General features: G+C 51.9%; 23 protein-coding genes. 8 read left to right on the top strand and 15 right to left on the bottom strand.

The window, feature by feature from the left end; genetic code table 11:
* Position 1: 1 nt before the first annotated feature.
* From mutS to AC58P5_RS16760, 8 genes are all read right to left on the bottom strand, one after another.
* The gene (mutS, locus tag AC58P5_RS16795) at positions 2-2,725 is read right to left on the bottom strand and encodes a DNA mismatch repair protein MutS (protein WP_497388406.1); all 2,724 of its coding nucleotides are present in this window, start codon (positions 2,723-2,725) and stop codon (positions 2-4) included.
* 52 nt (positions 2,726-2,777) lie between these two features.
* The gene (locus tag AC58P5_RS16790; protein WP_497388404.1) at positions 2,778-4,286 is read right to left on the bottom strand and encodes a putative amidoligase domain-containing protein; all 1,509 of its coding nucleotides are present in this window, start codon (positions 4,284-4,286) and stop codon (positions 2,778-2,780) included.
* Positions 4,287-4,387: 101 nt separating this feature from the next.
* Positions 4,388-4,951: an outer spore coat protein CotE gene (locus tag AC58P5_RS16785; protein WP_497388402.1), complete on the bottom strand. Its 564-nt coding sequence runs from the start codon at positions 4,949-4,951 to the stop codon at positions 4,388-4,390.
* Between the two features lie 71 nt (positions 4,952-5,022).
* Positions 5,023-6,009: an aromatic acid exporter family protein gene (locus AC58P5_RS16780; RefSeq protein ID WP_497388400.1), complete on the bottom strand. Its 987-nt coding sequence runs from the start codon at positions 6,007-6,009 to the stop codon at positions 5,023-5,025.
* 118 nt (positions 6,010-6,127) lie between these two features.
* Positions 6,128-7,012, bottom strand: a complete 885-nt coding sequence (locus AC58P5_RS16775) for an ABC transporter permease (protein ID WP_497388398.1) — start codon at positions 7,010-7,012, stop codon at positions 6,128-6,130.
* Positions 7,009-7,800 (bottom strand): ABC transporter ATP-binding protein, encoded by a 792-nt coding sequence (locus AC58P5_RS16770; RefSeq protein WP_497388396.1) that lies wholly within the window; start codon positions 7,798-7,800, stop codon positions 7,009-7,011. The genes AC58P5_RS16775 and AC58P5_RS16770 overlap by 4 nt, the downstream gene beginning before the upstream one ends.
* 84 nt (positions 7,801-7,884) lie before the next feature.
* Positions 7,885-8,892: an ABC transporter substrate-binding protein gene (locus tag AC58P5_RS16765; RefSeq protein WP_497388394.1), complete on the bottom strand. Its 1,008-nt coding sequence runs from the start codon at positions 8,890-8,892 to the stop codon at positions 7,885-7,887.
* 152 nt (positions 8,893-9,044) lie between these two features.
* Positions 9,045-10,565 carry a carboxypeptidase M32 gene (locus AC58P5_RS16760; protein ID WP_497388392.1) on the bottom strand — a complete coding sequence of 507 codons (1,521 nt, stop codon included), beginning with the start codon at positions 10,563-10,565 and terminating at the stop codon, positions 9,045-9,047.
* Positions 10,566-10,675: 110 nt separating this feature from the next.
* Between AC58P5_RS16760 and AC58P5_RS16755 the strand changes: the two genes are divergently transcribed.
* Together AC58P5_RS16755 and AC58P5_RS16750 are read left to right on the top strand one after the other, a co-directional pair.
* Positions 10,676-10,999, top strand: coding sequence for an iron-sulfur cluster biosynthesis family protein (locus tag AC58P5_RS16755; protein ID WP_497388390.1), 324 nt, complete (start codon positions 10,676-10,678; stop codon positions 10,997-10,999).
* Positions 11,000-11,065: 66 nt separating this feature from the next.
* Positions 11,066-11,668: a beta-class carbonic anhydrase gene (locus tag AC58P5_RS16750; RefSeq protein WP_497388388.1), complete on the top strand. Its 603-nt coding sequence runs from the start codon at positions 11,066-11,068 to the stop codon at positions 11,666-11,668.
* Positions 11,669-11,811: 143 nt separating this feature from the next.
* Here AC58P5_RS16750 and AC58P5_RS16745 read toward each other — a convergent pair whose 3' ends face one another.
* From AC58P5_RS16745 to AC58P5_RS16730, 4 genes are all read right to left on the bottom strand, one after another.
* A complete protein-coding gene (locus AC58P5_RS16745) occupies positions 11,812-13,008 on the bottom strand; it encodes an MFS transporter (protein WP_497388386.1) in 1,197 nt (398 codons plus the stop codon).
* Positions 13,009-13,242: 234 nt separating this feature from the next.
* Positions 13,243-14,769: a sensor histidine kinase gene (locus AC58P5_RS16740; protein WP_497388384.1), complete on the bottom strand. Its 1,527-nt coding sequence runs from the start codon at positions 14,767-14,769 to the stop codon at positions 13,243-13,245.
* Positions 14,756-15,484, bottom strand: a complete 729-nt coding sequence (locus tag AC58P5_RS16735) for a response regulator transcription factor (protein ID WP_497388382.1) — start codon at positions 15,482-15,484, stop codon at positions 14,756-14,758. The genes AC58P5_RS16740 and AC58P5_RS16735 overlap by 14 nt, the downstream gene beginning before the upstream one ends.
* Entirely contained in the window at positions 15,481-16,023 is a 543-nt protein-coding gene (locus AC58P5_RS16730; protein ID WP_497388380.1) for a DUF309 domain-containing protein, read from the bottom strand. Before AC58P5_RS16730 ends, AC58P5_RS16735 begins: the two co-directional genes overlap by 4 nt.
* Positions 16,024-16,257: 234 nt before the next feature.
* Between AC58P5_RS16730 and AC58P5_RS16725 the strand changes: the two genes are divergently transcribed.
* From AC58P5_RS16725 to AC58P5_RS16700, 6 genes are all read left to right on the top strand, one after another.
* Positions 16,258-16,419, top strand: a complete 162-nt coding sequence (locus tag AC58P5_RS16725; protein WP_009674350.1) for a DUF1540 domain-containing protein — start codon at positions 16,258-16,260, stop codon at positions 16,417-16,419.
* Positions 16,420-16,635: 216 nt separating this feature from the next.
* On the top strand, positions 16,636-17,064 hold the full coding sequence (locus AC58P5_RS16720; protein ID WP_497388377.1) for a hypothetical protein: 429 nt from the start codon (positions 16,636-16,638) through the stop codon (positions 17,062-17,064).
* Entirely contained in the window at positions 17,061-17,336 is a 276-nt protein-coding gene (locus AC58P5_RS16715) for a DUF2653 family protein (protein ID WP_103994948.1), read from the top strand. Before AC58P5_RS16720 ends, AC58P5_RS16715 begins: the two co-directional genes overlap by 4 nt.
* Before the next feature lie 132 nt (positions 17,337-17,468).
* Positions 17,469-19,370: a glycosyl hydrolase family 18 protein gene (locus AC58P5_RS16710; protein ID WP_497388375.1), complete on the top strand. Its 1,902-nt coding sequence runs from the start codon at positions 17,469-17,471 to the stop codon at positions 19,368-19,370.
* Between the two features lie 409 nt (positions 19,371-19,779).
* Positions 19,780-20,481, top strand: coding sequence for a response regulator transcription factor (locus AC58P5_RS16705; protein WP_497388373.1), 702 nt, complete (start codon positions 19,780-19,782; stop codon positions 20,479-20,481).
* 6 nt (positions 20,482-20,487) lie between these two features.
* Complete coding sequence (locus AC58P5_RS16700) at positions 20,488-21,930, top strand: sensor histidine kinase (RefSeq protein WP_497388371.1); 1,443 nt, start codon at positions 20,488-20,490, stop codon at positions 21,928-21,930.
* Positions 21,931-22,003: 73 nt separating this feature from the next.
* On the opposite strand, the gene AC58P5_RS16695 is transcribed toward AC58P5_RS16700, so the two are convergent.
* From AC58P5_RS16695 to AC58P5_RS16685, 3 genes are read right to left on the bottom strand one after another with little or no spacing between them, the layout of a single operon-like run.
* Positions 22,004-22,357, bottom strand: a complete 354-nt coding sequence (locus AC58P5_RS16695) for a YxeA family protein (RefSeq protein ID WP_497388369.1) — start codon at positions 22,355-22,357, stop codon at positions 22,004-22,006.
* 5 nt (positions 22,358-22,362) lie between these two features.
* Complete coding sequence (locus AC58P5_RS16690) at positions 22,363-24,282, bottom strand: FtsX-like permease family protein (protein WP_497388367.1); 1,920 nt, start codon at positions 24,280-24,282, stop codon at positions 22,363-22,365.
* Positions 24,269-25,036 carry an ABC transporter ATP-binding protein gene (locus AC58P5_RS16685; protein ID WP_497388365.1) on the bottom strand — a complete coding sequence of 256 codons (768 nt, stop codon included), beginning with the start codon at positions 25,034-25,036 and terminating at the stop codon, positions 24,269-24,271. Before AC58P5_RS16685 ends, AC58P5_RS16690 begins: the two co-directional genes overlap by 14 nt.
* Positions 25,037-25,226: the final 190 nt, after the last annotated feature.

The raw sequence follows: 25,226 nt of genomic DNA, 5'->3' as shown, positions 1-25,226 counted from the left end.
GTCAAGCCTGTAATTTTTTCTTCAGTTCGTAAATGGCATTTATCGCCTGAAGCGGTGTCATGTTGAGCAGATCCAGCGCTTTAAGCTCCTCGATGACCGCTTGCGTCTGCGGATCCGGTTTGGCGGAAGGTTCCTGTGCCTTCACCGGCTTCGACTCCTCGAAAAAGCTCAGCTGCTCTACAGCGGAGCCCGGAGACACCGCTCCCTTCGGCGCACCGTAAGGAGCGCTCGCCTCACCGGCCGCTGCCGCTTTCGCGGACGTACGGGCTGCCGGAACTCCCGTCAGGACGGCCTCGCCGGACAATCCGGCTTCCGGGTCCGGCGCATCTGCCGCCGCACGCGCCTCGAAAGTCTGCAAAAGCTCGTAGGAGCGGGATATAATGCCGTCCGGCAGGCCCGCGATCTGGGCACAGTAGATGCCGTAGCTCGTACTGGCCGCGCCCCGGATCAGCTTGCGCAGGAAGGTAACCTGTTGACCGCTTTCCTTGACGGCCATGCAGTAATTCCGCAGCTGCGGAAGACTCTCTTCCAGATGGGCCAGCTCGTGAAAGTGAGTGGAAACGAGCGTTTTGCATCCGATCTCGTGATGAAGAAACTCGATGACCGCCTGGGCGATCGCCATGCCTTCACCTGTCGAGGTTCCACGGCCCAACTCGTCGATAATGACGAGGCTGCGCTCGGTCGCTTTCTCCGTCATCACTTGTATGTCCATCATCTCGACCATGAACGTACTCTGGCCGCCGATCAGGTCGTCGGCTGCGCCGATCCGCGTGAAAATACGGTCGATGATCGGAATCTTCGCGCTGCTTGCCGGTACGAAACAGCCGATCTGCGCCATCAGGCAAATAACGGCAACCTGGCGCATATACGTGCTTTTACCCGCCATGTTCGGGCCGGTAATCAGCAGCATGCTTCCGTCCCCGGCGGTAAGCTTCGTCTCGTTCTCGATGAACGCTCCGCTTTCAAGCACCGCCTCGACGACCGGATGCCTGCCTTCTTCGATATGCAAATCGTAGCCGTCGCCGATCTCCGGACGGATAAACCGGTTGGACGCGCTCACCGCAGCCAGCGACTGGTACACGTCCAGCTCGGCTATCGCCTCGGCCAGCTTCTGGAGGCGTCCGATCTGCGAGGAAATCCGTTCACGAAGCTGAACGAACAGCTCGTATTCCAGATCGGTGCGTTTGTCCTCCGCCTCAAGGATAAGCGCTTCTTTCTCCTTCAATTCCGGAGTGACGAAACGTTCGGCGTTCGCGAGTGTCTGCTTGCGTTCGTAGCGCCCCTCGGGAAGGGACCCGACGTTGGCTTTGGTTACCTCGATATAGTAACCGAACACTTTGTTGTAGCCGACCTTAAGAGACTTGATTCCGGTCGCCTCGCGCTCGCTTCTTTCCAGCTCGGCGATCCACTTCTTCCCGTTGGTGCTCGCTTCCCGGAGCTGATCCAGGTAGTCGTGATAGCCTTCGCGGATCATGCCTCCGTCGCGTACGGACACAGGCGGTTCGTCTTCGATAGCTCCCAGAATCATTTCCGAGATATCGGAGCAGGGATCCATTTCATCGACAAGACGCTCGAGTACACGGGCGCCCGCACCGCCGCAGACGTCCTTCAGCCTGGGCACTTGTTCCAGCGAAACCCGAAGGGCAATCATGTCCCGGGCGTTGGCGCTTCCGTAGGCCATCCGGGCAACGAGCCGCTCCAGATCGTACACTTCTTTCAAAACGGTGCGCAGATCGTCGCGCAAAATAAATTGTTTGTACAGCGTCTCCACCGCGTCGTGCCGATTGCGGATCGCATCGGCCTGCATCAGCGGTTTCTCGATCCAACGGCGCAGCATACGGGCGCCCATGGCGGTGACCGTTTCATCCAGCAGCCACAGGAGCGACCCTTTACGGCTGCGTTCCCGGACCGTTTCCACCAGCTCAAGGTTACGGCGTGTGAAAGGATCCATCGTCATATACTGCTGGGGCGAGTAAGCGCGGATTTCTTTGATATGAGTCAAGCTCTGCTTCTGCGTTTCATGCAAATAGGCAAGGAGAAGGGAAACGACGCGTCTTGCGGAGGCGTCCAGCTTCCCGGCCGCCCCTTCGCCGAACTGCGGAGCAAGCTTGTCGTCCGCCGCCTTCTCCCACGCCGTAAACACCGTGGACTTCGCCGTAAGCGGAATCTGGCCCCGGACCTCGTCAAGAAGCGGTCCGTGCCCGATAATTTCTGCCGGTCCGTACGCATTCAGCTCGTCGATCAGCAGTTGGAACGAGTCCGACAAGGAGGTTGCGTACAATTCTCCGGTGGACACGTCGCAGGCGCTGAAGCCGTACCGGCCGCCGACCTGTGCGACGGCCGCTATGTAGTTGTTGCTCGCGTCACCGAGCGTCTTGCCGTCCATCACGGTGCCCGGCGTCACGATCCGGACAATTTCCCGGCGGACGACGCCTTTGGCTGCGGCGGGGTCCTCCACCTGCTCGCAGATGGCGGCCTTGTAGCCTTTCTCTATGAGACGGGAAATATAATTGTCCGCGGAATGATAGGGAACCCCGCACATGGGGATCTTTTCTTCCGTACCGCCGCCGCGCCCCGTCAAGGTTATCTCCAGCTCGCGGGAAGCGTTGATGGCGTCTTCGAAAAACAATTCATAAAAATCTCCCAAACGGAAAAACAAAAAAGCATCCGGCACCTGAGCCTTGATTGCCAGATACTGTTGGATCATGGGTGTGTATTGAGTCATTCTAAACCTCCGACGAAACGTTCAGCGGATAAGGCTGTCTATGATTCTTCTATTATAGCATGTTTTCCTGGGCGGCATCCTGTTTCCGTCCGTAGGGACCGATTTTCCAGCTCCGCCGGAAATCGGCGAGCTCCTGCCAGCCTTCCATGCGCCGCGACTGCTCCCGAAGCGGACGCAGGTACCTCGCGAATTCTCCGTACATGGGCTGTTTCTCGAGATCGGCCCATAAGCTTTCCACGGCATCCGCGAGGCCCGGTTTATTGCCGGCGTAGTAGTACTCCTGAGCCTCCAGGTCGTCCAGCGGCCGTTGATCCAGCTCGAAATAGCGGTCCGCGATAATCCGCGCAAGCGCGAACACGCCGAGGGCGATTTCGGGCGAAACCAGCCAACTCGGAAGCGTCCGGTACTCGAACCCGCCGTGCCGCTGCCGGCGGTAATCCCCCAGCAGCCCGTAGCGCGGGCGGCGCAGCGCCGTCGTCTCTCCCTCGATCATCATGAGAGGAAGCGCCAGGTAGTTATCCAGCGCGCGCAGCAGGTGCGAATTCAGCCAGCACCGGCTGAAATGAACGTGCCCGCCGAGCGGAAAGCCCGGCAGCGGCATGCCGCCGGCAATCCAGGCGAGGCTGTCGTCGCCGATCTTGCGCGCGGCCGTACGCATCGTCCGGCGCAGATTTGCGGCCAACTGCGCCGGGTCGCTGCTCGGCTGCGGCCGCAGCTCGGCCAGCGGCAGAATGACGCGGTGGCCGCTGAGCACGATCGCGTCGCAGCCGACCTGTCCTTCCCGCTCCAAATACTTGGAGGCGGAGACGACTTTGCCGCGCGGATTAACCAGCAGAAACTCGGGATCGCTCCCGAGTACCGCGGGTTCCGTCCGCGCCATCTCCTGCGAGAGCTGCGCGGCATAGCGCCCGATGGCGTGCGCGAAGAGCGCCGCCAGCGGCTGATCCAGCGGCGGTGAAGGATCTACGCGCAGCACGAGCGTCCTGCCGGAAGGCTCGATGGCGATATGCACGAGGCCGTAGTCGAGGCCGAGAGCGTACACCGCCTTGACCGACTCGCGGACAGCGCGCTGGGTGTGAAACGTCTGCTGCTCCAGGCTGACTTCTTGGAAACCGGACGGCTCTGTTCCGGCCGTGCCTGGAAGCAGCAGCAGGTTGTTTTTCTGCCGGTAAGCGGCGAGGGCCTCCATATGGAAAACCGGAATGCGGTATTCGTAGGAATACGATCCGCCGCCTGGACGGCTGCCGCGATCACGGCGGTCTGCCGTATCTCCCCGGGAGACCCGAAGGACCGTCCGGATGCCGTGCACGGCAAGCTGCATCCCCGCTTCCTCTTCCCTGAGCGCCAAGGAGACCGCTTCCGGAGGCTGCAGCAGTCTGCGCCTGGGCAGTGCGGTCAATTCCCTCTCCTGCTCCGCGGACAGTTTTCCCCAGCCCATCACCCTGACCGGTTTCTTGTCCGGAAGCTTTTCTCCATGCGGAAGGTTCAGGAGGCCCAATTCCCGGCCGATGGCCGAAGCCGTCTGCCTATCCCGCCCGGAGTACAGCACGAAGAGCTGCATAGTCGTCCTCCTCCCGGCTGCCCATTTTTACCCGGAGAAACAAAAAAGAGGGCAAATGCCCTCTGCCCCAGCTTCTTCCGCGGCATATGATGAATTAACCTTTAACTTAAATCATCTTCCAGCAGATCGGGGTTCAAATCTTCGTAATCTCCATCATCGCTGATGAGATCGAAGTCTACATGCTTTTCTTCGAAATCTCCGCCGCTCGGATCCACGATCACGTGCACCTTCGTTTCGGCAGTCAGCTCCACATGGAATTCGCGCTCTACGCGGATCAGCACGTTCCCGCCCCCGGAGATGCTCGCTTCTACACAGTTCGGTTCCTGCGTTGCGACCGCAGAAACTTCCGCTGTGGCAGACTTGTGCCGCTTGTCGAGGTACGACAAGCCGACTACCTCCGCATAAGATACCGTTTCTTTCGCGACATCGGTTTTCGTATTCCGATCATACGAATACCAGATGTTGATATCGTAAGTACCGACGACCTCGACTCCCTCTCCAGACTTGACGGCTTCGTACTGATTGTTGATAATCCAAGCGCCTAAGATACTGGTTGGAGCATGAGGCGGAGTCACGGTATGACTTACGTGCGAAAATTTGCGTCCTTTGCCGCAGACAGCTTTCACGATGATCTCTCTGCTTTGCAAATTTCTATCTATTGACATCCTTTCAACCTCCTCCATGCAATCATTCATTACAAGTGTATGCAGGACAGTCGCCCGGGGTGACAACTATTTCAGGAGCGCGCGGACGCGGGCTTCTGTTTTTTTTGCTTTTTGGCGATATTCAAATAATGGCTCAGTTCGCGCGTCAACTGCTGGAGCGCCGCTCTCGCCTCGAACTCGGAAAGCGTCTGGGGCAGCGTCTCCATCTTAAAGTTCGCCTGCAGGGCGGCCAGCTTTTTCTCCGAACGTCCGGTGTAGTAGTCTACCTTGCAATCTTTGCTGAGCTCTTCGAAAATAGAAGCGAGACTTTCCCCGAGAGGCAGCTCCCGGCTGACCTGGGACACCAGCAGCGCCATCCGCTGAAGGGATTCGAACTGCTCGTTGCGCATATAAAAATACAGCTGCATATCCGTATACGTATGAGTACCGAAAAGCAGCGCGTTCTCAATCGACCGGCTCGCCGTTTCGGTTCCCGTTTTCAGCACTTCGTCCAGCTCGAGGAGTTCCTTGCCGTTCCAGACGACGGTCGTATCCCTTAGATGCTCGGCAATATGCAGAAACACATCCGAGAAAAGTCCCTCGACCTTAGCCCGGTAAAACTCGATTTCTTTGTCCGCCTTGGGCATATACGAAATGTTGATCAAAGTGGCGCTTCCCAGGCCAACGATAAGAAGGATGATTTCATTTAAAATAAGCGGGGCGCTGATCAACTGCGCATTATAAATGTGAAAAATGGTTACGGATGCCGTGACCGCTCCGTCGCTCAGCTTTATCCGGTGCAAGACCGGGAAAACGATAAGTATGAACAAACTGAGCACCCAGACGTGGAAGCCGAGCAGGCTGAACAGGACGGATGCGAAAAGGACGGCCAGAATGGAAGCCGCGATCCGCTGAAAAGCGTTGTTGATGCCTCTGCGCTTCGTCACCTGAATGCCCAGAATAGCAAGAAGCCCTGCGGAATTGGGGCTGGTTAAGCCGATCCACCGGGCCAAGGTAATCGATACGATGACGGCCAGAGCCGTTTTTAAGACGCGAATGCCGATGAAAGGAATGTTCATAGATGTTTGCTCCGTCAAGTGGATTTTTTCTGCTTCGATTATTCCATGTTCGGCGTAATTGTTCAAGTCCATCGGTCATAGGTACGGCACGGGACGGCAGTTTATGCTTCTCTCAGGCTTACCGGCGGGACATCAGTTTATTCTCCAGGCAGACGACGGCTTGATACATAAAGGTCGCGACGATTGCGATTACGACCAGGCTTGCGATGACGAGGGTGAAGTTAAACACCTGGAATCCGTACACGATGAGGTAGCCGAGTCCCATTTTGGAAACCAGGAATTCGCCTACAATGACGCCTACCCAGGCAAGGCCGACGTTCGCTTTCAGGGTCGCCACAATCGTAGGAAAAGAAGCGGGAAGGATCACTTTGCGGAAGACCTCGCCCCGGCTTCCCCCGAAGATCCGGACGACTTTCACATAATTGTCGTCGACTTCCTTGAAGCTCCCGTACACCACCAGGGTCGTAATGATGACGGTAACCGAGAGCGTGGTCGCGATAATGGATAGCATTCCGGGGCCGAATCCGACGATAAAAAGCGGGCCAAGCGCCACTTTCGGCATGCTGTTCAGCACGACGATGTACGGATCGAGCACGCGCGACAGGAAGGGCGACCACCAGAGCAGCATCGCCAGCGCCGTCCCGAAAAGCGTGCCCAGTACGAAGCCTACAACTGTCTCATAGACGGTATACCCCGTATGGGGGAAAATGGAGCCGTCCGCGATTTTCGAAGCCAGGAGCACAAAAACTTTGCTCGGATAGCTGAACAGAAGCACATCGATCCATTTCAGGCGGCCCGCGGCTTCCCATAAGCCCAGACTGACTACAAGAATGAGCAGTTGGGTCACACGGACACGAACCGTCACTTTGCGTTTGGTCTCCAAATGAGCCGCATGGATGCTCTCCGCAAGCGTTCCGCCGCCTGTATGATCCGGGCCGGGCGCCTTCGCTCCGGTACCGGCTTTTTTATGTTGTGCGTTTTCATCTGCCGGATGAGTACTCACGCTTCCGCCCCCTTTCCGCCCATACGTTCGAATTCCTGCCAAATCTCGTGGAAAAGCTCATGGAAACCCGGCTTTTCTCTCGCTTCGAAAGGCAGTGTCTGCCGAATGTGCTCCGGAACGGCGATTTCCCTCCGGATCCGGCCCGGATGCGGTTCAAGCAGGATAATCCGGTCGCTCATCGCGATGGCTTCCGTAATATCGTGCGTGACGAGCAGCGCGGTCTTGCCCCGTGATCGAAGCGTCTGCACGACAAGATCCTCCAGCTGCAGCTTGGTCTGGTAATCGAGCGCGGAGAACGGCTCATCCAGCAGAAGCAGCTCGGGCCTCGCGGCCAGCGTCCGGACGAGCGCGACACGCTGCCTCATGCCGCCCGATAACTGGGCAGGCCGGTAATCGCGGAATGCGGCCAGCCCCATCTCCTCCAGGAGATGATCGACGTACGCTCCCGTTTCCTTGTTCAGCCTGCCCAGCAGCTCGAGTCCGATGACGGCATTGCCGTAAATCGTCCTCCACGGAAACAGGTAATCCTGCTGAAGCATATACCCGACCCGGGAAGTGGGAGAATCCATTTCCCGGCCGTTAATCAGCACCTGCCCCCGGGTGGGCCGGATCAGACCGGCGATAATGGACAAAAGCGTCGTTTTGCCGCATCCGCTCGGGCCGAGCAGGCTGACAAACTCGCCGGGCCGGATGGTCAGCCCGATATTTTCCAAGGCCGGGTTCGCCCGGGCATCCGACACGTACACATGCGTCATGCCGCTAACTTGAACCGTAGCCGCTGTATCCATGGTCGCATCCCTCCTTATCCGCTTGCACGAGAATGGCCCGGCAGCCTGAACCGGCAGCCGCGGCAGTGAACAGGCCGTCCCTGCTCACTTCACGTTCGCCTTGGCTTTCTCGGCAAAACTGTTGTCGACCAGTTTGCTCCAATCGGCCTTCGCTTTCAGTTCACCGGCCTGGGTCATGACGTCCTGGAGGTTGTTCCATTCCGTTTCGTCGATAACGGGGTCGCCGGCGTAGGTGTTCTGGTCTTTATACCGTTTGACCACGCTTCTCACGATATCAGGATCGGTATCCTTAAAATAAGGCAGAACCGCATCCGCGATTTCATTGACGCTTTTAGTATGCATCCAATTCTGTGCCCGCTGTACGGCATTCGTAAACTTCTGAACCGCGTTCGGATTTTTCTTGATAAAACTTTGTTTCGCCATGTAAACGGTGTACGGCAGTTTGCCGCTCTCGACTCCGAAAGAGGCCAGGACGAACCCTCTTCCCTCTTTCTCGAATACGGAAGCCTGGGGCTCGAAAAGCTGGACATACTCCCCGGTTCCGGACGAAAAAGCGGAAGCGATGTTCGCAAAATCGACATTCTGGATCAGGTTCAAATCCTTGTGAGGCTCGATGCCGTGCTTGCGCAGCGCAAACTCGCCGGCCATCTGCGGCATCCCGCCCTTGCGCTGGCCGAGGAAGGTTTTTCCCTTGAGAGCGTTCCAGTCAAAACTTCCGGCCGGCTTTGTGCGCGAAACGAGAAAGGTGCCGTCCGTCTGCGTAAGCTGGGCAAAATTGATGACGGGATCGTCGCTTCCCTGCTGATGCACATAAATCGACGTTTCCGATCCGACCAGCGCCACGTCGATGCCGCCGGACAGGAGCGTGGTCATCGTTTTGTCCCCTCCGGCTGTAGTCGTCAGGTCCACTTCCAGCCCTTCATCCTTGAAAAAGCCCTGCGAAAGCGCGACATATTGAGGCGCGTAAAAGATCGATCTCGTGACTTCACCGATACGGATTTTGCTGACTTCTTCCTGTTTCGAGCAGCCCGGCAGAAGCAATCCCGCCAACAGCACCGACAGCAGGAGGAAGACGATGGATCTGTGTAACACGGGCGTCTCCTCCATTCTTCTTGATTGCTATCAGCATATGCACAAGCAGGAAGGCGGGTTAACGGCCGGGGGCCTTACGCGCAAAAAAAAACGCCCCGAAAGGCGATGGCCGAAGCGGCCAACGTCATCCGGGGCGTTTTTTACAACTTCTATCAGCTTAAGCCATAGAGCGGCTTGTATTTGTCCTTGAGGTAATCCACCAGATACTGCGGATTGAGATCCTCGCCCGTCACGCGGCGGACGATCTCGTTAGGCGTCTGGGATTTTCCGTAGCGGTAAATGTGCTCGACCAGGAACTGTTTGATCGGAGCGAAATCGCCTTTGGCAAGCAGCTCGTCAAACGCCGGAATCTCTTTGCGCAGCGTGTTGGTGAACTGAGCGGCATACATATTTCCAAGCGCATAGGACGGGAAGTACCCGAAGGCGCCGCCTGCCCAGTGCACATCCTGAAGCACGCCTTCCGCGTTTGTGTCCGCCTCGATGCCCAGGTACTCGCGGTATTTCGCGTTCCAGGCTTCGGGCAGGTCGGCGACTTTCAGCTCGCCGCTGAACAGCGCTTTTTCAAGCTCGTATCGGATCATGATGTGGAGATTGTAGGTCAGCTCATCCGCTTCAATCCGGATCAGGGAAGGCTCGGTATGATTAATCGCCCGGTAAAACGCCTCTTCGCTCACGTTATCGAACTGTCCGGGGAAGGTGCGCTGCAGGTCGGCGTAGTAGCGGGACCAGAACTCACGGCTTCTACCTACCATATTCTCCCAGAAACGGGATTGTGACTCGTGAATGCCCATCGACGTTCCCGTGCAGAGATTCGTTCCGATCAAGTCTTCCGAAATGTTCTGCTCGTAGAGCGCATGCCCGCACTCGTGAATCGTACCGAAGAGCGCGCTTGTCGCGTCTTCCGGCAGATAACGGGTGGTGATCCGGACATCGCCCGGGTTCAGACCGGTCGCGAACGGATGAACGGTTTCATCCAGTCGTCCCGCTTCGAAATCGTAGCCCAGTTCCTTTAAGATGAACATGGAGAAATGCTTCTGCTTCTCTTTGTCGAACGTCTGGCGCAGGAACGAACGGTCCGGCTGCGGCGCCTTCTTGATTTCGGCCAGAAGAGGCACCACTTCGCTGCGGAGAGCTCCGAACACTTCGTCCAGCTTCTCGACGGTCATGCCCGGCTCGTACATATCGAGAAGGGTGTTGTATTTATGCCCCTTGTAGCCCCACAGGTCGACGAACTCCAGGTTCGTCTCCACGATCTTTTCCAGATAAGGCTGGAACATGGCGAAATCGTTCTTCTCCTTCGCCTCTTCCCATATGCTTTCCGCTTTGGAAGTCAGGACGACGTAGTCCTGGTACTTTTCAGGCGGAATTTTTTTGCTGCGGTCAAATTCCTTCTTCGCTTCCTGAACGACACGGCGGTTCGTTTCGTCCAGTTCCTCGGTGCGTGCCGAATCCGAGAAGAAATCCAGGTATTCGCCCATTTGGTCGGATACCGATAACCGGAACGCTTCCGTGGACAGCTCGCCGACTACTTCGGAACGTTCGGATACGCCTTTCTTAGGAGCGCCGGTGCGCAAATCCCAGTAAATAAGGCCGACTGCTTCTTCATAATGTTTGATTTTACGTATGTATTTGCGGAATTCATCCAGTTTGCCCTGATAGTCTGTCTGGCTCATGGTGGATTCTCCTTTCACTAAACAAGTATACTGTCATCATACTTTCTATGCGGATGATAATCAAATTCTTCCGTTTGTGATACAATTGATAAAAAGGAGGGAGCTTACGAATGTATATTCACTTTAGCGAAGCGGCCGTCGAAGCCCTTTCGAACCGTCTGCCGCAGGATGCGATCCTCAGGCTGTTTTACGATACGGAAGGCTGCGGATGCGCCTTGGCCGGGGTAGCCGCTCTTCAAATCCAGGCCGCTCATACCGAAGGCGACGTAGATGCGCGGAGCAATGCGTTCACCGTGCAGTACGATCCCCGCAAAGAAGTTTTCTTCGAGGACAATCTGTCGGTCGACTACATGCCCCAGCGGGGAACCTATGTCCTGAAAAGCAGCCAGCAGACCTACAATCCGGCCATGAGACTGGTCAACTGCGTGAATTAGCACAAGGCGGCCCGCAGGTTGCCTTTGCCATAAAAAGAAACCATACAATAGAAGCGGAGGATCTATATGAGTTTAATATCCGAAATTCTCAACTACAATGAATCGTTTGTGGAATCCAAAGAGTACGAACAGTATTTGACTACCAAATTTCCCGACAAACGGATGGTTATCCTGACCTGCATGGACACCCGTCTGGTGGAACTGCTTCCCAAGGCGATGAACCTGCGCAACGGCGATTCCAAGATTATTAAAAACGCCGGTGCTCTCGTCTCCCACCCGTTCGGAAGTATTATGCGGAGCATTATCGTGGCCGTATACGAACTGGACGCCGATGAAGTACTCGTAATCGGACACCGCGACTGCGGCATGACCGGCTTGAACTCGGAGAAGGTTCTGAGCAAGGCGCGGGAACGCGGCGTGCAAAATGAAGTGCTGGACACCCTGCATAATTCCGGCATCAACCTCGACAAGTGGCTGACGGGTTTCGAGCATATCGACGAAGCGGTCATCGGAAGCGTGAACATTATCCGCAATCACCCGCTTCTGCCGAAAAACCTTCCGGTACACGGCCTGGTCATGAACCCGCAGACGGGTAAACTCGACCTGCTTACGGAAGGATACGACGCCACCCCCGTAAAAACGAACCCGGAAGAGTATCCGTTCATTTAATTTCCCGGAACGTCTGCAGTCCACCCGTTTACATACAAAAAACCGCCATTCGGCGGCAGGCGCAGCTAACGCATTTGCGCCCGCCCGAAGGCGGTTTTTTTATGGAAAATACAAGCAGCCGTTAGCGGCCGGACCTTCCTGTGCTAGGAAGCTTGCGCGGGATTGCCCGATCTCCTCGTTTTTTTGTAGACAGCTTCGACCACCGCAAGACCGAGCAGATAGAAAACGGCGAAGCCGACCGTCATCCAGAGCGCCCATGAGCTGCCCGCCTGATCCATGACATATCCGATCAACGCCGGGAAAACGGCTCCACCGAGACCCGCCAGGCCGGTAATCAGGCTTGTCACAAGCCGGGCGAGACCCGGAAACGTGTGATTGGCATACACCATCGTAATGGAATACACGCCGGACAGCAGCAATCCCAGCGCGATAATCAGGACATAGCCCGTCCAGATGTTGTGCAGCACGATAAAGGCGGCCAGCACGATCAGACTGCTTGCCATACTGATAAACAGAAACCGGCTGTACGTCACCTTACGGATAATCCAGCCCGTTGCGAGTCGCCCCAGAACCATTGCGCCCCAGAAAAGACCCACGCTCAGTGCCGCAAGGGAAGGAGCCGCATCCAGATACGAGATAAAGATGGAAGACAGGAAATTGTTCATGCTTCCCTCGATGCCGCAGTACATAAAAATCATAAACCCGAAGAAAATGAGCAGCAGCCATTTCAGACGGGCCGAAATATTTTCGGGCGGCGCCATGTTGCTCGCATCCTTGGCGGCATTTTCATCCGTATCCGTTTTGGAGTACGTAATAACGGCCCACACTCCCATCATCGCAAGGGCCGTGATTCCCGTAACCACGAACGAGTATCTCCACAAATCCATCGAGATCAGCAGGCTGGAGATGACAGGCATCAGCAGAGCCCCCAGACCGAACGATACTTCAAGATAACTCATCACAACCGCCCGCCGCCCCACAAAAACTTCCATCATGAGCGTAGCCACAATCGTTTCAACGGCGGCGACTCCGAGACAATTCAGGAAATTGATGACCAGCAGAGCCGAAAACGGCGGCAGCGACCACATCATAAACTGGGAACCGGCTATAATCAGACAGGCTAATGCCAAAATCTGCTTTTCGCTAAAGCGGTTTAACAAAAGAGTGGACACCGGCACTCCGACCAGAAATCCGATGGAGCCCCAGAAAACAAGCTGTCCCCCCATTGTGTAAGTAACCTCGTAATGCCGTAAAATTTGCGGCAGCACGGAACCGATCGTGGTGATAACCAGTCCCGCCAGAAAGTACATCACATAGGATGCCTGTGCAAAACGTTTCAACTCCGATTCACTCCTCTATCGACAGGGCTGTTCTTTCTGTCTAAGCGCCCGGTCGTATTCTGTATAAGTGCCTCATCCCCGCTTTCCGGATAAACGCATCTCTTCTATGCTATAAAAGGAAACGGAATTTGACAACGGAATATTTTTCCCAAAAATATACAAGAGGAGAAAACCTTTATTATATTACTCTGTGAAGCTTTTTTCCTTGAAAAACCCGGCGCTTGTCTGCAATAATCATCCAGCAGAGGAGTCCGCATCCGGCTTTCCGCCCGGATACCCGCCGCTTCCCCTTACACGCGCAAACTCCACGTAAAAAGAGGTGCCTTCCCCGAGCCGGCTCTGTACGGTAATGCGGCCGTTCATGGCCTCGACCAAATGCTTCACGATCGTCAGGCCGAGTCCGACGCCTTCCGTCGTACCTCCGCGGGTGCGGTCGACTTTGTGAAACTTCTCCCAGATCCGCTGGGTTTCTTCCGGCGTCATCCCGATTCCCGTATCGCTCACGGTGAGAACCGCTTTGTCCTCTTTCCGTTCCAGCCGGACCTTAACCGTCCCGCCTTCGGGCGTGAATTGAACCGCATTGTACAGCAAATTGTGTACAATTTGCGCATAGCGGTCGGCATCGAGGCGGGCGAAAAGCCTTTCCCCGGCCGGCACGTGGGCCTGCTCGGCAAGCTCCAGCCGCTTGCGGGCGAAAATCTCCCGCATCACGTCCAGCACTTCCCAGGTCTGGGCCACCATGTCCACCGGCTTCAGCTCGCGCAATCCGGCTCCGTTCTGGATGCGGGCCAGATCGAGCAGCTCCTGCACCAGCCGCTCCAGACGGCGGACTTCCGACTCGCAGATCCGGAAGTAGTGGCCGTACTTGTCCGGCTCGATAATCCCGTCCCGCATGGCGGAGATGAGCCCTCTGAGCGAGGTCAGCGGAGAGCGGAGCTCGTGGGAGACCTGCGCCAGGAACTCCTGGCGCGTGCCTTCCCACTCCTGGAGCCGGTCGACCACGCGGTTGAAGCTCTCCGCCAGCTCGCCTACCTCGTCCTTCGAGGTGACAGGCACACGCAGGGACAAGTCTCCCTGCTCGATGGCCGAGGCGAGCGCGTTCATCTGCTTCAGGGGGGCCGTCATCCGGCGCGAAATGAAATAAAGCAGCAGTCCGACGGCCAGCAGCGAGAACAGAAGCGGCAGCAGGATGATCAGCCGGATGACCGCGATCGTCTGCCGTATTTCCGCCACCGGCACCTGCAGGAAGACGACGATCGTTTCGCCGCCGATCTGGGCCGGCGCGTAGTACGTCAGCAGCCTGTCCATCGGTCGCTTGTCGCCCGGACGCCTCTCGCCCGGCGGCTGGTCGAAGAGAAAGCCGGACTTGCCTTCAAGGCCGCTTCCCAGCGATTTTTCCAGCGTAGGGGGCAGTTTGAAGGTCTCGTATTCGGTGGACCCGTTCAGAATAACTCCCTTTCCGTCCACGAGAAAAATCCGCCCGTTCACTCCGCGTGCGACGATGCGTGTCGCCATCCGCAGCTCCCGGGTGGACAGAGTCCCTTCCTGAAGGGGAGCCAGCAGCTTCGTTACCTCCACATAGCCCTTCTTCAGAAATTCCTGCTTGTCTTTGTAAAAGAAATTTTGGAAATACATGTTCCAGAACAAAGCCAGTCCCACGAAGAACAGTACGCATACGGCGAGAAACAAAAGAAAAACCCGCAGGTACAAACTGCCGAACCGTCCCCGCCAAAAATCCAGAAGGCGCTCAGCCCTTCTCATGCGCCGTCACCTCGAACGAATAGCCGATGCCCCAAAGCGTTTCGATCCGCCATTCGGGACGGTTGCCCAGCTTTTTGCGCAAATTTTTGACGTGGGCATCCACCGTTCTCGTGCCGCCCGGAAAATCGAACGCCCAGACGCCGGCCAGCAGATCGTCCCGGGAGAACACCCTCCCCGCCCTGCAGGCGAGGAAATAAAGAAGTTCCGTCTCCTTCGGCGTCAAATCGATCCGGCTCCCCTCCAGTTCGACCCGGTAACGGGCGAAGTCGATGGTCAGGGTGCCGATGCGGATCGGCTGGGGCAGCGAAGGATCGGCCGGAACGGCAGCGGCTTCTTCCGGTTTGCTGCGCCGGAGAACCGCCTTGACCCGCGCGATCAGCTCGCTGGGATCGAAGGGCTTCACGAGATAGTCGTCCGCTCCGACATTGAAGCCCTCCAGCTTGTCGAACGCCTCGCTGCGCGCGGTGAGCATAATCACCGGGACGTCGCAGAGCGGCTTGCTCATGGAACGGATCGAGCGGCACACGTCGAAGCCCGACCCGTCCGGCAGCATCACGTCGAGAATCACAAGCGACGGATTGTGCTCGCGCAGCAGAGGGAGCACCTCCGACGCGTGATCCACCAGCAGCGGCTGGTAACCGGCATGCTCCAGATAGAGGCGGGCCACTTCGGCAATGTGCGGCTCGTCGTCGACCACCGCGATTTTGTCCTTCACTGCGCCTCGCCTCCCTTCCGGCGCAGTTTCCTGGCTTCCAGCTGGCGGGCTCTTTCCTCCACGACATCGCTGCGGTCCCGCAGCTTGTGGCGGTCGATCAGCATGAGATTGCTTGCGTCGCTCGCCGCTCCCCAACTGAATCCGCGCAGAGCGCACTCACGCTTGCACGCTTCCAGCAAGAGAGGATCTTCTACGGGAAGATCCAGATCTTCGTACGGCCCCACATCAAGCTCCGCTTCCCGCACTCTTTGCCGCACCCGGGCAACCAGTTCATCCCCTTCCAGGCCGAGACCTTTCAAATCTTCCCCGTTCAGATAAGAAAGAGAACTGCCCAGCATTTTAACGGCCCCCGCCTTGTTCCCTCTCCGCTGATGGTAAAGGCCGACAGCCACCTGGATCAAACCGACCAAAGTGTCCGCATACGGATGGCCCGGGTTTTCCTTCCAATATTCTTCCAAAATTTCATGACATTCAAAAAAATCACGGTCCCCGTGAAAATGAACCAAATAATCCAGTACCTCTTGCGGATAACGCTCCATAGTCCGTTTCCCCTCATCCCAAGTAATCGCCGACATCATGCTTTCATTTCCATGTTAACCAAAATACGCGGCATCGTCCAACGTCGCTGTAGACGGATATCCGCAGAGACCGGAACATCGCTTTAAAAAATTTGCCCAATGCCCGCAAAACTTAAAATTTTCTTGGCCAGGCACGTATAAAACCATGCCGAATACGCCCACCCTAATAAAGTTGGAAAAGGGAGGTGAATCAGCATGGCTAAAGATGTTTTGTGTGAAGTAAATTCCTGCAGGCACTGGTCCAACGGAAACAAGTGCGCGGCCGAATCGATTTATGTCGTGAGCCACCACGACGGCAACCAGGCCCGTCATTCCGAAGAAACCGACTGCAAAACCTTCGAATCGAAATTGTCCTGATGCTTACCGGAGAAGAGAGGCCTTTCGCGGGCCTCTTTTTTTTGTTTTCCTAAAGCCATTGTAACCAATAATGATAATTATTATCAGTGATTATCGAAATTTTTGACTCCTCCCCTGAAATTTTTATAAAAAAGTGAAACCGTCTCCCGCTTCCGCACGTATAGCATGTTTGCAGACGAACATTGTTCGCATAATTATTTAAGGGGGACATATATTTTGAAGAAATGGTTGCTTTTAGTTATGGCCTGTATGCTTACGTTTTCGGTGACTATGCCTGGAACCGTCGAGGCCAAGAAATCGTACAGCTCCACCAAAAAATCGTATACACCGTCCACAACCAATAAATCCAACGATAGCGTTAACAAATCGACACCAAGCAATTCGTCCAAAACGACGTCTACCGCTCCGACTCAAAAACGCGGATTTTTCAGCGGCGGTCTGATGAAAGGCCTTCTGATCGGCGGTCTGGCCGGCATGCTCTTCGGAGGATTGTTCGGGGGCATGGGAATGCTCGGCAACGTACTCGGTTTCATGGTCAACATGCTTGCCATCCTGCTCATCGTGATGGTGATCCGCCGTATTGTCGTCTACTTCATGGACAAGCGTAAAGCCGACAAGCTGAAGGAGAAGCACAACCTGACATGAAACTGACCGAACAGGAAATCACGAACGCGTTATGCGTCAACATGGCGCAGCGCAAACAGCTCCACCCTTCCCAAGTCGAGGTGGTCCTCATGTGGGACGAGGATCTCGGATTCTCGGCGGAAGTATTTGCGGAAGGCCGCAATCAGATTCTGATCGAGGCTAACATTTATGAGGCCATCATGCAGTATCTGAGCCAGCAGCAGCTCCGCGTTTTCCGCGATCAGATCCAGCTCGATCTCGAAGACGAAATCGTCGCTTATATCCACGAGTAGACGAAGAGATTGGAAAAAGCCTTTTCCGGCAGAAGCCGGGGAGGCTTTTTCTTTTTTTATCCCGGAAAACGCAACTAAACGGCCCCCCTGAACGTCAAATAGTAGGAAGATTGATAGAAAGAGGCGTGATAAATGAAAGCAGTGCGTTGGATACTAACAGGAGCCGTCGTCGTCAGTCTTTGCTCCCCCCTGCAGGCTCAGGCGGCGGACAAAACCACGAAATACCGGGTTTACCAGAACAACAAAATCGTAACGGAGCTCTCCGACTACAGTCAGGCCGAGGCCTACGCCAAGCAGTTCAAAAATTCCCACGTCGAAGAAATCTCCAACCGCAAGTGGCTTTGGAACAACTTTCCCCGTTATCAGGTGTTTCAATATGATTTTACACAGCCTCAGTGGACGTTTCCTACCCTGGACGCAGCCGTGGCCGAAGCCAGGCGCTGGGGACATGCGAGCGTAAGAGATTTGCAGAGCGGCGGCTGGGTTTGGAACAACTATCCCCGATACCGTGTTTATCAAGGGGACAGCACGCAGGCATCGTGGGAATTCACGACGCTGGCCGACGCGACCGCGGAAGCCCGTAAGTGGAGGCACGCTCATATTATCGACCTGAGCACGAACAAGTGGGCCTGGGACAATATCAGTGCCGCCGACAAAAGTTCCCTCCGTTCCGGAACGCCCGTCTACCGGGTCTATCAAGATACATATTCGGCGCCTGCCTGGAGCTTCGCTTATCTGGAAGACGCCATTGGCGAATCTCTTAAATGGGGGGGTTCCAAAGTCGTCAGAACGACCGACAATGCGGTTGTGCATACGAACGAAGCTTCCTACAAAGTGTATCAGAGCGACAATTTTCTGAGTGAATTCCAGTCGCTTGACGCGGCTGCGGCCTATGCTTCCCGCTGGGCCCACAGCGAAATCTCTTATAACGGCAAAATTATCTGGAGCAATTATCCGAACTATCAGGTTTTGCAGAACAACACGCTGATCGGAGATTTTAACACCATTCCTCAGGCGCTGGAGTACGCATCCAAATATTCGAACAGCACGATCCGTACCTTGGACCGCAATGTCATCTGGGATAATCTCCGCAAAATGCAGTACTGGGGCTGGACGGGCTCTTCCGCAGCCTCGACCATCCAAACGCAAGCATCCGGCACCGTCGGCCTTGATGTGGTATCGCCTACCTACTTCCAGCTTGCGGACGCGAGCGGCAAAGTCGACGACAAGTCCGAAGCGGCTACGGTCGACTGGCTCAAAAAGCAGGGATTTACCGTGTATCCCCTGATCAACAACCAGTTTAATGCGGAAATGACCTCGGCTTTCCTGGCGAATCCCGCTGCGCAGACCGCCTTCATCCGCCAGATCGTCGATAAAGCCGCCGCTTTGAAAGTGGACGGGCTCAATCTCGACTTTGAAAGCCTGAGCGCCAAAGACCGGGCGAGCTACACGGCTTTCGTCAAGCAGTTTGCGAATGCCGCTCACGCGAAAAAACTGAGCGTTTCGGTCGATCTGCCGCGGGGAAGCATCAAATGGAACGACAAAACCGCGTATGACCATGAGAAACTCGCTACATACGTGGATTACATCGCCATCATGGCCTATGACCAGTACTGGAAAGGCAGCACGGAGCCGGGCTCCGTATCCGGTCTTCCCTGGGCGGAGCAGGGCGTGATCGAATTCCTGAGCTACGGGATTCCGCGGGACAAGCTGATCATGGGCATCCCCTACTATGTCCGTGACTGGACCCTGGATGCCGCAGGCAAGCCTGTGGAGAACAAGGCGATCCTGCTCAAGGACATCCCCGCGCTCATCACGGCCAAGAAAGCCGCTAAAACGTGGGATAACGAGTTCAAGCAGTACCGGGTCGACTATACCGAAGACGGCAAAAAGCACGTGTTCTGGTTGGAAGACAACGACACGGTCAAGCAGCGCCTGGCTATCGCGCGCAAGTATGACCTTGCCGGCGTCGCCGCCTGGCGTCTCGGCTACGACACCCCGCAGTTGTGGGAAATGATGCTGCAGGAGAAATAGAAAAAAGTTGGCACCGTCGGGTGTCAGCTTTTTTTGCTTGGAATCCATAAAATTCTAGGTGAAAAATCATACACACTCGCTTAATTATGCAAACTATCGTCAACCCTATTTCAGAGCTTAGTATATAATTACACGAACATCTCATCAATGGCAGGTACGTGGACCTCAGCTTTCTGTTCAAACAGGTTCGAGAGCGTCAATCTTTCGGATATGGATGAGGTTAAGCTCTATAAATTACGCATTGACCGCTACGGAGGTGCCGGGTCTGAATTTATCGAATAAATCAGGGATTTATTCCAATACTTGAAAGTGTTCAGCGGCTTCATGGGTATGAACCGTGAATTTTTTTACGAAAGAATTAATGGGTACTTTATAATGTAGATAAAGAGTGTGTTATGGAGGGAAACAAATGGTAAGTCATAAATGGGTTTTAATCATTGACGATGAAGATGATTTAGCGCGTCTGATGAAGACAGTTTTACATAAAGAAGGTATTGCAGACGTTGTAACTGCCGGGACCGTTGCGGAGGGTTGGGAAAAGTTTCAGGAGTATAATCCTGAGCTTATATTGCTAGATATTATGCTGCCAGATGGAGAAGGATATGATTTATGCAGGAAAATTCGGGAAACGTCAAATGCACCGATCTTATTTATGTCTGCAAAGGATGAGGAAATTAATAAGCTTTTAGGACTGGCGATAGGTGGCGATGATTATATTACTAAACCGTTCAGTCCGAAAGAAGTCGCTTATCGGGTAAAGGCACAGCTGAGAAGAGCTGGCTTTACAGAGGAAAAGAAGGCTCCGAAAAGTTTGCAAGTTGGCCCCTTTGAGCTTAGTGCCAATGAGACAGAATTAAAAAAGAATGGCGAAGCCGTTGTGCTTACTGCCAAAGAAGTCGGTTTAATGAGCTGTTTTATGCATCATCCGAATCAGATAATAAGCAAAGAAACCTTGTTTGGACAGGTGTGGGGTGAAGATTTTTTGGGTTCCGATAATACAGTGATGGTACATATTCGGCGCTTACGCGAAAAAATTGAGGCAGATCCTTCAAAGCCTTCCTTTTTATTAACGGTTAAAGGGTTAGGTTATAAATTACATACCAAGGGGTGAGACAAGTTGAAATGGAAATTGACACTCCGCTTTTTAAGATCGGTTATGACTATTGTTGTGATCGTTGGTATTGTAAACGCGATTTTGTTCCTTTCCCTATTCTTTATGCAGCTAAAGTATAATATTTTCGGCATTGAAGAAGCGTCTGCAGAAACCTTTAGCCGGACCTTTTCACAATATGTAGAACTACATTCTGGCAAACCTGTTGTGAACGAAGAAGGCCTCAAAAAACTACAAGATATGAGCGCTTGGGTACAATTCTTGAATAACCATGGGGAGCAAGTATCAGCATTTTATACACCTGAAGAATTGCAAACAGAGTATTCCCCTATTGAAATTGTCCAAATGTATAAATATAAAGAATTAGATGCAAGCACGACTGTTTTTGTCAGCAAAGCTCAAAATTTCAGTTACTTTTTAGGGATTAAAAATCCGAAAGTAGCCCGCTACGTAACGACCTATGATTATGCTAAAATTTTTAAGGACGTTAATGTTTTTCTTTCCATTTTTTTTATCGTTGATGTTCTTATTGTAATCATCATTGGATTTTTATTTGGGAAAAAGTTAACTGCACCACTTCATACATTAATAGATGGTATTCAACAGCTTAGGGAACGACGTTTTAAGAAAATGCCTACTCCCAGAGGCGTTTATGAAGATGTTTTTCGTAATATGAATGAACTATCTGAAAAGCTCGATCGACATGAAGAGGAACGTAAGCGTCTCGACCAAATGCGTGAGGAATGGATTAGCAATGTTTCGCATGACATGAAAACACCACTTGCTTCTATTCAAGGTTATGCAGAATTTATAAACGACAGTGCCACAGATTTAACAGCCCAAGAATTACAGGAATACACATCCATTATCAAGAGTAAATCTATGTATATGAAGGATTTGTTAGATGACCTTAATTTAACAATGCGTTTGCGTAATCACCAGCTATCCCTGCAATTTGAAGATGTGAATCTCGTTCAGTTTCTACGAGAAATGACGATTGAACTTTTAAATGACCTGACATTTGGTGAACGGCAGGTGGAGTTTGAAGCAAATGTGGTTAAAGCCGTGCATAAAGTGGATAAAAAATTACTAAAACGAGCGATCCTTAACTTTATCTACAACGCGCTGGCGCATAACGATGAAAATGTCGTGGTGAAGATTCGAGTGGAAACCATTCATCCCAAATATGGACAAGAGCACCCGTCCGGCAGCCTATCTCCAGGTCCAGAATTTCATACCCAAATTTCGATTTCTGATAATGGCCATGGTATTCCAGCTAAAGATCTGGAACAGGTTTTCGAACGCTACTATCGGGGTACAAATACGGCAAGCAAGCATGGTACTGGGTTAGGAATGGCAATCGCAAGAGACATTATTTGGGCTCATAAGGGGAAACTCGATTTGACGAGCGTTGAAAATATGGGAACCACCATTACTATACTTTTATAATACAATTGTCTTACTTACTCGTTAGGCAGAGAAAAGGACTGTTCTTTTTTGGAGACAGCCCTTCTTCAATTTATTAATTTTTTTGCGCCTTTTGCGGAATATCCTCTAATTTCACTTCATCGTAGGATGATACTTGATCGCCTTTTTTTACATACATTTTCAAGTAGGCTCCTTTACGAAGATTTTTTTGTGCATTAAATTCAAGTGGAATTGTTTTACCTTTGGCATTTGTAGCATCTAGTGTATACGAATAGGAGGTCATCACTGTACCATCGCTCAGTTTATATTCATGGGGTTTCCCGTCCTCTGTTATTTGTAAATAGTAAGTTTCGGCATTAAAGCGATTGAAGTCAATTTTAGCTAGAGCAAAGACACCTATAGCTCCTATAACAAACAAAATACCAATAGTAATTAGAAATTTTCTCATCTCAATCATCCTTCTGTTCTATTATTTAGTGTGATAATACGATTGTAAGAAGCTACGGTTAAGAAATAATACAACCCGTAAATTACGGTATAAGCAATCATCCAGAGCAACACAGGTTTTGCTAAATCTATCATCAGTAGACCAGAGAATGCTTTTAAAGCCACTACACTGTGCAATAACCCTACTGCCAACGGTACAACAAAGATAACGAATACCTGTGACGCAATGGATTTTCGCATTTCTTTTGCACCGACACCCATTTTATGCAGCATATTGTACTGTGATTTATCTTCTTCTGCCTCTGTTAAAACTTTAAAGTAAATGATACTGCCTGTTGCAGCCAGAAATACGAGGCCAAGGAAACTTCCGATAAAAAGTAGAGAACCCACACTTTCCAAACTTGTTTGGTAATCTTGAGGAGCACTGGAAAATAGCGCTTCTTCAGGTAATTGGTTTGCAATTTTTTTAGATAAATCTACAGAGGCATGATCTACTCCAAGAACACGATAGTGTAGCACTTCTCCATCATTTCGCAATACTTTATACTGGTCATCCGAGACTACCACTGTTATACCTGCTGTGCCTCCATTCAATACGGTTTGTGTTCTAAAACTTTGAAACGTGAGTAGATGGCCGTTTCCTGTTGTTATCGTTTTTCCTGTATATATAGGTGAGAACCTCTTATCATATCCGATATCTAAAATAACCGCGCAGCCATCATTTACATTTAATTTTTCTTTATGTTGTACACTTGCTAATTTGTTGTATGTTTTTTCATCGATAACTGTATATCCTCTTTTATCAGAGCTATCGAATGTTGATGGCGAGTTTAATTCTTTCGTATGAAACGTAATGGACAGTGCTTCGATATTTTCATCGTATTTTGTATCTGATAGTACAGCACTCACTTGTTTATCCATTTCTGCATCTGTTGATTGATACATAAAGGTATTCGGATTAATAGTTTTCGCCGAGTCATTCGTATTGTAATAAAGACTATACACCGCTCCACCAGCAGTTACTGTCGTAGCACTTAACACGGCAATCACAGTTAATGTACGTGCATTCCCACGGATACGATAGAGCAGTTGCGAAATGGTTATTACATGAAGGCCTTTCCACAGCCACTTTTCATTTTTCTTAATCATTGCTAACACAAAGCCAGTCACACTGTGGAACAATAAAAATGTACCCATAATAACCGTTGTTAAAATAATTAATACGGTCATGAGAAATCCAACTTTTTCCCATACCTTAGAAGTGAAAAGGTCCTGCATCGCCAACCAATAGCCCAAGACAATTAGCAATACTCCAAGAACAGCTACTATCATAGATGATTTGGGCGCCAGTTCTCCCTTTTTCGAAGCATGAAATAAATCAATCAGCTTAAATTGATAAATCAAGCGATAGCCTTGATACGATGTCACTAAGAAAATAACCAGAAATACGATAGCAGTGTTCATCGCTGCAGCCGCTGAAAATGTAAAGGGTGCTACAACGTCATAACCCATTAAATGAATCAAAATCGTCATAAATCCTTTTGAACAAAGGAACCCAAGTACAATCCCTACTACTAAAGAGAATAATCCTAATAATAAATTTTCAAAAAAGAGCATAAAGCCTATTTGACGATTACGTACACCCAGCAACGCATACAATGCCACTTCTTTTTTACGTTTTTTCATAAAAAATGAATTGGAATAGGCTATAAATATGAAAACGAAAAAGATGAGAATGACTGCCGCCCCACTCATTAGCGAACCTAGTTTTTGGGATGAAGCCGTCTGTTCTGCTATCGTATCACTATATTTTAATGTCACAAATGTAAAGTAAATGATGATACTAAACACCATCGATGCAATGTATAAAAAATATTGAGAAAAGTTTCGTGCTATATTTCTTCTTGCTAGACTATATAACGTCATCTACCTCACCTCCAATTGCTGCATGAACATCTAAGATCTCTTGGAAGAAGGCTTTGCGTGTCTGATCACGACGATATATTTCTGTTGAAAATGAACCATCCTTGATGAAAATAATCCGGCGGCAGAAGCTTGCGGCAAACGCATCATGGGTCACCATCATAATGGTCGAATTGTTATTTTCATTTAAAGTACTTAAGCTTTCCAATAAATCTGTTGCTGATTTGGAGTCAAGCGCACCCGTTGGTTCATCAGCCAAAATCAGTGCAGGCTCTGTCACAAGCGCTCTAGCCGCAGCGGTTCTTTGCTTTTGACCACCAGAAATTTGGTAGGGATATTTTTCCAGTAAATCTTCAATACCAAATACTTTAGAGATCTGAGTCACGAGGTGATTGATTTTCTTCGCTGGAATTTTAGCAATCGCCAGAGGAAGCAATATGTTTTCCTTTACAGTCAAGGAATCGAGTAAATTGTAATCTTGGAAGATGAAACCGAGATTATCACGTCGGAAGTCTGCCAAAGCTGCTTCCTTCATGTCATGAATACTCTTGTTCTTCATATAAATCTTCCCTTGAGTTGGAGAATCAATGGTTGCTAACAAATTTAGCAAGGTTGATTTTCCCGCTCCGGAAGGTCCCATAATCCCTACAAACTCACCTGCATGAATGTCAAAAGACACGTTTTCTAACGCTGTGTAAGCAGCACTTAACTTCCCGTACACTTTTTTTATATTTTCTACTTTTAATAATGGTTCCATTCATTTCACCTCTTAATTTGCTGATACTTATACTATAGGCTGCGAACCTTACAGCAAATTCATACCAACCTTACAACAAGCTTAAATCCACAAAAAAAGGGGTACCCCGTAGCCATTTAAGACTACGGGGTACCCCTTTGCTATTGAATAGGATTTAGGTGAATCTTTTGAGCGGGCGCTCCGTGGGGAC

Source organism: Paenibacillus sp. JT31N7, from assembly GCF_059692095.1.
This window is presented reverse-complemented; position numbering and strand designations above follow the sequence as displayed.